Origin of the sequence: Pseudomonas lini (assembly GCF_001042905.1) — a bacterium.
Taxonomy (GTDB): domain Bacteria; phylum Pseudomonadota; class Gammaproteobacteria; order Pseudomonadales; family Pseudomonadaceae; genus Aquipseudomonas; species Aquipseudomonas lini.
On sequence record NZ_JYLB01000001.1, the window covers coordinates 480,394 to 491,854 of the forward strand.

Annotated in this window: 4 protein-coding genes; 2 read left to right on the forward strand and 2 right to left on the reverse strand. The window is 60.0% G+C overall.

Translation table 11 applies throughout. The annotated features are described in order from the left end of the window. Position 1: 1 nt before the first annotated feature. Together TU81_RS02180 and TU81_RS02185 are read left to right on the forward strand one after the other, a co-directional pair. Positions 2–1,381, forward strand: a complete 1,380-nt coding sequence (locus TU81_RS02180; RefSeq protein WP_038983044.1) for a TolC family outer membrane protein — start codon at positions 2–4, stop codon at positions 1,379–1,381. A gap of 709 nt (positions 1,382–2,090) precedes the next feature. Continuing rightward, positions 2,091–2,834 (forward strand): response regulator transcription factor, encoded by a 744-nt coding sequence (locus TU81_RS02185; RefSeq protein ID WP_048393096.1) that lies wholly within the window; start codon positions 2,091–2,093, stop codon positions 2,832–2,834. Between the two features lie 158 nt (positions 2,835–2,992). Here the strand turns inward: TU81_RS02185 and TU81_RS30625 are convergent, their stop codons facing one another. Both TU81_RS30625 and TU81_RS02195 read right to left on the reverse strand, forming a co-directional pair. Then, positions 2,993–8,482, reverse strand: coding sequence for a DUF5801 repeats-in-toxin domain-containing protein (locus TU81_RS30625; RefSeq protein ID WP_233427260.1), 5,490 nt, complete (start codon positions 8,480–8,482; stop codon positions 2,993–2,995). A 249-nt stretch (positions 8,483–8,731) separates the two neighbouring features. Further along, entirely contained in the window at positions 8,732–11,440 is a 2,709-nt protein-coding gene (locus TU81_RS02195) for a DUF5801 repeats-in-toxin domain-containing protein (RefSeq protein ID WP_048393634.1), read from the reverse strand. Positions 11,441–11,461 lie beyond the last annotated feature (21 nt).

Below are 11,461 nucleotides of genomic sequence, written 5' to 3' on the forward strand. Positions count from 1 at the left end.
CATGAGCGCGTCGGCAGTTCTGCTGGGCGGTGTGTTTATGCTTGCAGCGGGTGCCGCCCTGGCGCAAACCATTGCGGCAACGCCGACCGGGGTCAGCGCCTCGACGTTTTCCACCGACCTCATGCAGTTGTATCGTGAGTCACGGCTGGAAGATCCGCGGGTATTGGCCTCCTATGCGCAAGCGCAGGCGGGTAAGGAGCATCAGCGCGAGGCTATGGGTGCGCTGTTCCCGCAGGTATCGCTCAATGCCGGGACGAATCGGATTCATCAGGAGAGCGACCTGGTGGAGCAAAGTTACGATAGCGAAAACTACAGCCTGGTGCTGCGTCAATACCTCTACAACAAGACCGCGTGGGAGAACTACCAAAAATTCAAAAGCCTGGCCAGGCAGTCCGAATCGCAAGCGCTGGATGCCCAGGCCGAAGCCACGGTGGACTTGGCGGAGCGTTACTTCACCGCGTTGGCGGCCGAAGATGAACTGGAGTTGGTGAGGGCGGAGCGTCGAACCACGCAAAAGAGTCTGGACCGAGTCAATGCGTTGTACGAAAAGCAGCTGGCAATGATTACTGATCAGCTCGACCTCAAGGCCCGGGTAGATTTGCTGGCGGCGCAGGAGCTGGATGCCCAGAACCAGGCCAGTATCAGTCGCGAGGCACTGGCGGAGATCGTCGGCCGTCCGGTCAAGGAGAAGCTCAACCGGATTCGCGATGACGTGCAACTACGAGTTTCGGCGCAGAGTCTGGAAACCTGGGTGCGCGAGGGTATAGCGCTAAACCCGGCGCTGAAGGCCAACGAAAGCGGTGTCGAAGCAGCGGGCGCTGCGTTGCGCAGCGGCAAGGGCGGGCACTATCCGACCCTGAGCCTTACGCTGAGCGCGCAGCAGACCAACGAGGGCTACAACAATGCCCTGGCGCCGCGCACCGACAGTTATGTCGCCGGTATTGGCGTGCAGGTGCCGCTGTACAGCGGCGGCTCTACCTCGGCGCGGGTCCGTGGGCTCTACCAGGATCAGATTACCGCCGAACAGGAACTGGAAGCGATCCGGCGCCGGGTGGTCAAGGAGATCACCAGCGCTTACCTGACCGCCAATTCGAGCGGAGAAAAAATCAGTGCAAGCCGAAATGCCCTGGCCTCGGCCCAGTTGTCCAGAGTGGCGGCAGAGAAAGCGCTTGATTACGGAATGGTCAATGCCGTCGATGTACTGACCAGCGTACGCAACGAATTCCGGGCTCGTCGTGACCTGCTCAAGACGCAATACGAGTTCGTCACCAATGTCCTCACGCTCAACCGCTGGGCGGGAAAGCTGCCTGCCGAAAGTGTCGAAAGCGTTAATGGCTGGTTGAGCCCCGGCAGCTCCAGCCAAAAGCTCACATCCCCCTGATCCCCGCAATACCGACCGTGTATCCCCATCCCGACTGACCGCCAATTTGAGCCATAACCTCCAGCAGTTCAGGTGGTGGTTGCTGTGGCGTTGTCGCAAAAAACTCGAGCACCGCAGTCGCTGTTGCCCGAGCGCACCGGAAGGCAAAAACCACGAGTGGGAGAGCTTTCCCATGGCTCTGCGAGGTGAGCTTCGCCGAAAAATTGACGTCATAGTTTATTGCGTGCTTGCTTTCACACCATTCGTCGGTTAATTGACGATTTTGATCGGAATCAGGATTGCTCGCAGTTCGCCTGGCGCAAGCCTAACACCTTGATTTCTTAGGGGGAGGGCACCCTTGGGAAGATCGACCGGGCTACTCGCATGAAGCTTGAGTCGACGACTGGCGGATGGGCGTGCTGGCAGTGTGCTGGTCTGGCCTAGACTCAGTTGAACAGATCGAGGGAGCACATCAATCATGCGCAAGCTATTGATGATTATTCCTATTTATGTTGCCTCGATGGCTTTGCCCGGCTTTTGGAAACGTCCGCAACGCCTGCCGGTGAAGCCAGTGGAAGTGTCCCCCAGGGATGAATAGCCGGGTGGGCACCATTAGGCCTGTCGGCGCTCGCATCTGTCCTTCGATCACGGTGGTCAGGTGAGGGAGCTGCTGATCCATGAAGGCCAAGGGAGGGAGGTCAGAGTTAATCTTCAAGGGAGTCAGGAACGTATGACGACCCACAAAAAACCAATACGCGTGATGCTGATCGATTGTCGTCCCCTCGTTCTCATGGGCCTTCAAGATTTGATCAATGCCAGGAAGCCTCAGATGGAAGTGAGCGGCCAGGCCACCACCTATACCAATGCGCTGGATCTTGCCGATCAGTTGCGTCCCAATGTGATTTTTTTCAGTTTCTTTCCAGATGCGCTGAACCCATTGGAGGTCGTTGCGGGGCTCACCCGCAGCGCCGAAATGAAAGTGCTGGTGCTCAAGGGCCTGTACGAAGCCGTCCCTGTTGCCCAGGCAATAGAGGCGGGCGCACGCGGTATCGTGCTGGCGGAAGACCCGACGGAATCGATCATCCAGGCCATCATCACGGTCCACCACCGCGACACCGGAAAAGATAGAGCCTGGGCCGGTGGGCTTTCAGGCTATTCCGCGACCGGGAATATTCACTTGAAATGCAATCTGGAGCAGGCAAAACAGGCGCGGCTGACGCTGCGCGAGAGGGAACTGATTCGCGCCATTGTGGGGGATCCGTCCGCCAAATACATGAGCATCGCCGGGCGCCTGGGCATCAGCGAACACACCGTGCACAACCACCTCAGCAACATTTATCAAAAGCTTAATCTGATCAACCGTATCGATTTGCTGATGTATGCGCTGAAGCACGGGCTCATCAACAACGAAAAACCACCCGAATCCACGTGGGTGGAACTGGATTTGGTTGCACGTCGAAACAAGACGATCTGACACCCTCTGGCGCGCCTGAGCCGACACTGTATCGCCGTCCTTGTCGGTGGCCTGCCATAGGGTGTTCAAGTTGATGCGAGCGTGCGGATTTCCTACTGGAAGTGCAAAAAGATGCGAGGGTGGCTTGTACCACCCTCGCATCTTTTTACGCGCGTTTCTCAGACGCTGCCGTAAACAATGTCGCTACTCAGAAGATCGACCCCGACCAAGGTGATGGTCGTGACTTGTCCGCCCGTTTCGGCAACCGTGACGATGCTGTCTGCACCGCTGATGTCGATCGATTGGACAACCGCGCTCTGGTCGCCGTTGAGCACCAGGGCGTCTCGCAGGTTTGCGTTCGCATCGAAGCCGGTGACCTGATACAGGTTCTCATCGACTGACAAATCGATGTTGAAGGCATCACGCTCACCGCCCGTACCCACCAGCGAGAAGTCGAAGAGGGCGTCGACCGCGTCGTTGGCGAACAGGTTGGCGTCAAACGTACTTGTCGCCGAGTCACCATCCTTGTCCGTCAGCGTCGCGTTGAACGTCAGCTGGACATCGCTGGCCAGGCTCTCGCTCTCCTGAATGAACTGGATCGTCGGGATCTTGATCTCGCCTCGGGCCATCGTGAGCTGAACAGCGTCGATCAGATTCGTGCCATCGCTCTCAATGAGGAAGGATACCTGTCCGCCTGCCTCCGGAGTCAGGGTGTTCACTTCGATGAGGTTCGAGAACGTGCCATCCTCGTAGTAGGCCCTGTAGTACAGGTCCTCGGTCGCCGTGTTGTAACCTCCCACGGAGTTGTCGATGAAGACCCTCATGCCCGTCAGCAGGCTCTCCGGATTGACGACGAAACTTTCGTCGTCAACGCCGATTGCCGCCAGGTTGTCTCCCTGGAACAGGTTGTTGGCGACGCCGATGCCGGCCGTGCTCACGTTCATGGCCGACGGGTCGATGTACGAGGGCAGGGGGTTGGTCTGTATCTGGGCTTCGGTGGGGTCGGGTTCCCCAAGGCCGATACCGGTCAGGATGTCCGAAGTGGACGCAAGTGCCTTCGCGGAAAAGAACACAACCTCCTCAGATGGCGAAGGAATAGTCGGTGGATCCTGCTCTGGAATTAACAAGGTGCGCACTGGATCCGGACCTCCGGCACCGAGCGCGCCATCGGCAGTGCTGAGCACGATCTCCGAACTGAAGCCTTGCACCAGATCCAGTGCATAGCGGCCGTCGGCATAGGCGGTCAGCGTGTAGTCGACGCTGGTATCCGCTGTGGCGGCGTTGTTGTCGAAATCGCCGGTCAACGTCCCTGCGAATTGGTACGCGCCATTGGCGTCCGGTGAGGGCACCAGCTCGGTGAGCGTGGCGGTTCCGGTGGTGGTCGTGTTGTCTGGTCTGACGAGGGTGAACTGGCTATTCACCGAAATATCCAGACCAGCCGCACTCAGCCCGTCGGCACCGGCCGACTTGCTCCAGAACCCGGTTTGCGGCAGGACGCTACCGGTACCGATCAGGTTACCGAACGCGAGTGCCGGGCCATCATCCTTGAACACCAGGTTCGAACCGATGTTGAGGGTCGCCTGGGCGCTGTCGCCGTCGCCATCGGTTTTGGTCGCCGTCAGCGTCACCAGGTTGTCCGCCGACAGACTCGTCGAATCATCGGGATCGGTCGCGTCGGGATGCACCACCGCGCGGCTCTGGTCGAGCGTGACGTCACCATTGGCGGCGACGCTGACCGTGAACACCAGCAGGTTGGTGGTGGCCGTGCGGCCTTGCACCACACCGCCGTTGAGCGACAGGTTGACCGCCTCACCGGTGGCCGTGTCGGTCAGCCCGGAGGCTCCCGCTACCACGCCCAGCGCATAGGTCAGCGTACCCGCGCCATCAGCGCCAAATGTCGAGCTGAAGTTGGCGGCGAAGTTCTGAGTGGCGTTGGTCGCCAGTACCGTTTCGTCGACCGTCAGCGTTGGTTCCTCACCGGTGGTGCTGATGCTCGGTCCGTCGTCCTTGAACACCAGGTTCGAACCAATGTTGAGGGTCGCCTGGACGCTGTCGCCGTCCCCGTCGGTAGTGGTTGCCGTCAGTGTCACCAGGTTGTCCGCCGACAGACTCGTCGAATCATCGGGGTTGGTGGCATCGGGATGCACTACCGCGCGGCTCTGGTCGAGCGTGACGTCACCATTGGCGGCCACGCTAACGGTGAACACCAGCAGGTTGGTGGTGGCCGTGCGGCCTTCGACCACGGTGCCGTTGAGCGACAAGTTGACCGCCTCACCGGTGGCGGTGTCGGTCAGCCCGGAGGCTCCCGCTACCACGCCCAGTGCATAGGTCAGCGTGCCCGCACCGTCAGCGCCAAACGCCGAGGTGAAGTTGGCGGCGAAGTTCTGCGTGGCGTCGGTCGTCAGCACCGTTTCGTCCACCGTCAGCGTTGGCTCCTCGCCGGTGGTGGTGATGCTTGGCCCGTCGTCCTTGAACACCAGGTTCGAACCAATGTTGAGGGTCGCCTGGACGCTGTCGCCGTCCCCGTCGGTGGTAGTTGCTGTCAGCGTGACCAGATCGTCCGAGGTCAGACTCGTCGAATCATCGGGATTGGTGGCATCGGGATGCACCACCGCCCGCTGTTGATCGAGGGTGACGTCACCATTGGCGGCGACGCTGACCGTGAACACCAGCAGGTTGGTGGTGGCCGTGCGGCCTTCGACCACGGTGCCGTTGAGTGACAGGTTCACTGCCTCGCCGGTGGCGGTGTCGGTCAGCCCGGAAGCCCCCGCCACCACGCCCAGCGCATAGGTCAGCGTACCTGGGCCATCAGCGCCAAACGCCGAGGTGAAGTTGGCGGCAAAGTTCTGCGTGGCGCCGGTCGCCAGCACCGTTTCGTCCACCGTCAGCGTTGGCTCCTCGCCGGTGGTGGTGATGCTCGGCCCGTCATCCTTGAACACCAGGTTTGAACCGATGTTGAGGGTTGCCTGAACGCTGTCGCCGTCCCCGTCGGTGGTAGTTGCCGTCAGCGTGACCAGATCGTCCGAGGTCAGACTCGTCGAATCATCCGGGTTGGTGGCATCGGGATGCACCACCGCCCGCTGTTGATCGAGGGTGACGTCACCATTGGCGGCGACGCTGACCGTGAACACCAGCAGGCCGGTCGTCGCCGTTCGGCCTTCGACCACGGTGCCGTTGAGCGACAGGTTGACCGCCTCACCGGTGGCCGTGTCGGTCAGCCCGGAGGCTCCCGCTACCACGCCCAGCGCATAGGTCAGCGTGCCCGCACCGTCAGCGCCAAACGCCGAGCTGAAGTTGGCGGCGAAGTTCTGGGTGGCATCGGTTGTCAGCACCGTTTCATCGACCGTCAGCGTCGGCTCCTCGCCGGTGGCGGTGATGCTCGGACCGTCATCCTTGAACACCAGGTTTGAACCGATGTTGAGGGTTGCCTGAACGCTATCGCCGTCCCCGTCGGTGGTGGTTGCCGTCAGTGTCACCAGGTTGTCCGCCGACAGCGTCGTCGAATCATCTGGATTGGTGGCATCGGGATGCACCACCGCCCGCTGTTGATCGAGCGTGATGTCACCATTGGCGGCCACGCTGACCGTGAACACCAGCAGGTTGGTGGTGGCCGTGCGGCCTTCGACCACAGTGCCGTTGAGCGACAGGTTGACCGCCTCACCGGTGGCCGTGTCGGTCAGCCCGGAGGCTCCCGCTACCACGCCCAGCGCATAGGTCAGTGTACCCGCGCCATCAGCGCCAAACGCCGAGCTGAAGTTGGCGGCAAAGTTCTGGGTGGCATCGGTGGTCAGGACCGTTTCGTCGACCGTCAGCGTCGGCTCCTCGCCGGTGGCGGTGATGCTCGGACCGTCATCCTTGAACACCAGGTTTGAACCGATGTTGAGCGTCGCCTGGACGCTGTCGCCGTCCCCGTCGGTGGTGGTCGCCGTCAGCGTGACCAGATCGTCCAAGGTCAAACTCGTCGAATCATCCGGGTTGGTGGCATCGGGATGCACCACCGCCCGCTGTTGATCGAGGGTGACGTCACCGTTGGCGGCCACGCTAACGGTGAACACCAGCAGGTTGGTGGTGGCCGTGCGGCCTTCGACCACGGTGCCGTTGAGCGACAAGTTGACCGCCTCACCGGTGGCCGTGTCGGTCAGCCCGGAGGCTCCCGCTACCACGCCCAGCGCATAGGTCAGCGTACCTGGGCCATCAGCGCCAAACGCCGAGGTGAAGTTGGCGGCAAAGTTCTGGGTGGCGTCGGTCGCCAGCACCGTTTCGTCCACCGTTAGCGTTGGCTCCGTGCCGGTGGCGCTGATGCTCGGCCCATCGTCCTCGAAGATCATCTTGGAGCCGATTTCGGCGATCGTAGTAGAGGCTTCGCGCAGCGTGAAGCCGCCGATATCAAAATCGGCGTGGTCATTGCCCCTGGCGTCGAGCGCCGCCCCGTTTTCGATGAGTACGCGGTTGTGATCCGCCGTGGTGGTGTATTCAATCTGGTAGCCGGCCAAAACGCCGGTGATGGTTGCAACCCCACCAGAAAAGCTGATGCCAATGGCCGGATCATTCACCGATCCGTCCGAATTCTCGATCACCAGCCCGGTGCTGATGTTGATGACGCTGACATTGGTGATGGCAACCGGCGCATCGCCCGTATAGCCGTTGATGAAATTCACGCCAGGTTCAGCAGCGGTGCTGAATGCGCTGATTTTTACCACGGCACTCTTGCCGCTTTGCAGCTGCACGACGTCGAAACTGGCCGATGTCGCATCGTAGACGCTGGTAAAGTCGATGTTGGACTCAACATCGGCTTCGGTCTGACTGAGGTTGGGAACGGTCACATTCTGCCTGGCACCCGTGACGAACGAAAAGCGGATGCCTTCCTGTTCCGTAATCATCTGGCTGTTGGTGCCGATGGTGGTCGGGCCCCCCCCCTGGCTGGTATTGATCGTGTCGCCAGTGTTTATATTGGCGCCGCTTGACTGGTCAGCGGGGTTCTTGCCGGTGGCGATGATGGTGGGATCCGTGATCCGCACGACACCATCGACCGTTTCAGTTGTCGGGTTCAGTTTCGTGAACATCAGGAAGAGGTTCTGGCCGGAGGGCGCACCGGCCAGGCTGAATCCCAGGTCCTGACTGACTCCGATGAAAACCTTATCCAGCAGATTGAGCGAATCATCGGGGTTCGTAGCATCTGGGTGCTTGAGTGGTTGGTACTCCACGGTCCAGATCTTGCCGCCCGTGACCGGCGATCCGGTTTCTTCAATGTAGGCAGCGAACACGATCGCGCCATCTGCGCCCCCGGCTCGGCCCAGAAGGATGTTGTTGTCCGTATCGGTATAGAGAAGGATGCTGGTGCCATCGAGGGTGTCCAGTCCGCTGTCCACGCCATTAAGCGGTGCGCCAGCGCTGTCGACGAAGCGGATATCGGTAATGCTTCCTCCGCCGGTGAAAGTGAATGCATTGCTGCCTGTGTCGCCCGCGGCACCGGTATAGCCACTCAAAGCTGCACCCGTTGCGGTACCTGCTCCAAGTGCGGTCAAACGGGTAGAAAAGGAAGAGGGCAGGGATGCCACCAGAATGTCGTTGTCGTCAGCGTCGCCTGCAGGGGTTGGAGTGGCGGTGGCGTTCTGTAACCCGGCCGTTTCGTCCAGCACAACGTCCTCGCCGGTGATTGCAATAGCCATGATTGTTCTCCCGAGCAATTGCGGTCATTGAGGTGTGACCATTGACCTCTACAACTATGCCCAAGCGCCGGGAATTGCACATTGGCCGATACTCCCAAGCGCAATGGGAGTTTCGGCCTAGTCGTCCTCGTTGGTGGTCTGCTGCAGGGTGCCCAAGGTGATTCGAGAGTGCGGATCGCCTATTGGAACTGCAAAAAACAATGCGAGAGTGGCTTGCGCCACCCTCGCATTTCTCACGCGCACGACGCCTCAGGCGCTGCCAAGAACGATGTCGCTAGACAGAAGATCAACCCCGACCAAGGTGATGGTCGTGACGTCTCCGCCCGTTTCGGTAACCGTCACGATGCTGTCTGCGCCACTGGTGTCGATCTGAACAACGGCGCTCTGGTCGCCGTTGAGCACCAGGGTGTCTCGCAGGTTTGCGTCCGTATCGAAGCCGGTAATCTGGTACAGGTTTTCATCGAATGACAAGTCGACGTTGAAGGCATCAAGCTCATCGTCCGTACCCACCAGCGTGTAGTCGAAGGCGCCGGCCAAGTCGTTGGCGAACAGGTTGGCGTCAAACGTACTTGATGCCGAGTCCCCATCCCTGTCTGTCACAGTCGCGTTGAACGTCAGTTGGATATCACTGGCCAGGCTCTCGGTCTCCTGAATGAACTGGATCACCGGGATCTTGATGTCGCCTCGGCCCATCGTGAGCTGAACAGCGTCGATCAGCAGCGAGCCCTCCTGTTCAATGAGGAAGGACACCTGTCCACGGGGCTCTGGAGTCAGTGTATTCACCTCGATGAGGTTCGAAGTCGTGCCGTCTTCGTAGTAGATCCTGTAGTACAGGTCCTCGGTCGCGGTGTTGTAACCCGCTACAGAGTTGTCAATGAAGACCTTCATGGCCGTCACCAGACTCTCCGGATTGACGACGAAACTTTCATCGGTAGCGCCGATTGCCACCAGGTTGTCTCCCTGGAGGACGTTATTGGCGACGCCGATGCCGGACGTGCTGACGTTCATGGCCCTCGGGTCGATGTACGAGGGCAGGGGGGTGGTCTGTAGTTCGGCTTCGGTAGGGTCGGGTGCTCCAAGCCCGATACCGGCCAGAATGTCCGTAGTCGACGCAAGCGCCTTCGCGGAAAAGAACACAACCTCCTCAGATGCCGAAGGAATAGTCGGGTCATTCGTATCTGGAATTAACAATGTGCGCACTGGGTCCGGACCGCCGGCAGCGAGCGAACCATCGGCAGTGCTGAGCACGACCGTCGAACTGAAGCCTTGCACCAGATCCAGTGCATAGCTGCCATCGTCAAAGGCGGTCAGCGTGTAGTCGACGGTGGTATCCGCCGTGTCGGCGTTGTTATCGAAATCGCCGGTCAACGTCCCAGCGAATTGGTACGCGCCATTGCCGTCCGGTGAGGGCACCACTTCGGTGAGCGTGGCGGTCCCGGTCGTGGTCGTATTGTTTGGCCTGACGAGGGTGAACTGGCTATTCACCGAGATATCCAGACCGGCCGCATCCAGCCCATCGGCGCCGGCCGAATTACTCCAGAAGCCAGTTTGCGGCAGGACGCTACCGGTCCCGATCAGGTTGCCAAAGGCGAGTGCTGGGCCGTCATCTTCGAAGATGATCTTGGAGCCGATTTCGGCGGTCGTAACAGCAGTTTGGAGCAGCGTGAACCCACCGATATCAAAATCGGCGTGGGTATTGCCCCTGGCGTCGAGGGCCGCCCCGTTCTCGACGAGCACGCGGTTGTGATCCTCCGTTGTGGTGTATTCAATCTGGTAGCCGGCCAAAACGCCGGTGACGGTTGCAACCCCACCAGAAAAGCTGATGCCAATGGTCGGATCATTCACCGATCCGTCTGAATTCTCGATCACCACCCCGGCGCTGTTGAAGACGCGAACGTTGGTGATGGCAACTGGCGTATCGTTCGCATAGCCGTTGATGAAATTCACGTCAGGTTCAGCAGCGGTGCTGAATGCGCTGATTTTTACCACGGCACTCTTGCCGCTTTGCAACTGCACGACGTCGAAGCTGGCCTTTTTCGCATTGACGACGTCGGTAAAGTCGATGTTGGACTCAACATCTGCTTCGGTCGGACTAAGGTTGGGAATGGTCACATCCTGCCTGGCACCCGTGACGAACGAAAAGCGGATGCCATCCTGTTCCGTAATCATCTGACTGTTGGTGCCGAAGGTGGTCGGGTTAGCCGCCTGGCTGGTAATGATCGTGTCGCCAGTGTTTATATTGGCGCCGCTTGACTCGTCTGCGGGGTCCTTACCGGTGGCGATGATGGTGGGATCCGTGATCCGCAGAACACCACCGACGTCGACTACTGTCGGGTTCGCCTTCGTGAACATCAGGAAGAGGTTCGCCCCGGAGGGCACACCGGCCAGGCTGAATTCCAGGTCCTGACTGGTTCCGACGAATACCTTATCCAGCAGATTGAGCGAATCATCGGGGTTCGTACCATCTGGATGCTGGAGCGGTTGGTACTCCACGGTCCAGATCTTGCCGCCGGAGACCGGCGATCCGGTTTCTTCGATATAGGCCGCGAACACGATCGCGCCGGTTGCGCTCCCGGCTCGGCCCAGGAGAATGTTGTTGTTCGTGTCCGTATAGAGAAGGATGCTGGTGCCATCGAGGGTAAACAGTCCGCTGTCCGCGCCATCAAGCGGTGCGCCAGTGCTGTCGACGAAGCTGATATCGGTAATGCTTTCTCCGTTGGTGACGGTGAACGCATCGCTGCCCGTGTTACCCACGGCACCGGTATAGCCACTCAAGGCCGCACCTGTTGCGGTACCTGCCGAAAGTGCGGTCAAACGGGTAGAGAAGTCTGAGGGCAGGGACGCCACCAGAATGTCGTTGTCGTCAGCATCTCCCGCAGGGGTTGGCGTGGCGGTGGCGTTCTGCAAGCCGGGTGTTTCGTCCAGCACAACGTCCTCGCCGGTGATTTCAATAGCCATGATTTTCTCCCGAACGATTGC

Bases quoted from the DNA above. Each gene is read 5' to 3' on its own strand.
- TU81_RS02180 (WP_038983044.1), top strand. From the start codon at position 2: ATGAGCGCGTCGGCAGTTCTGCTGGGCGGTGTGTTTATGCTTGCAGCG.
- TU81_RS02185 (WP_048393096.1), top strand. From the start codon at position 2,091: ATGACGACCCACAAAAAACCAATACGCGTGATGCTGATCGATTGTCGT.
- TU81_RS30625 (WP_233427260.1), bottom strand. From the start codon at position 8,482: ATGGCTATTGCAATCACCGGCGAGGACGTTGTGCTGGACGAAACGGCC.
- TU81_RS02195 (WP_048393634.1), bottom strand. From the start codon at position 11,440: ATGGCTATTGAAATCACCGGCGAGGACGTTGTGCTGGACGAAACACCC.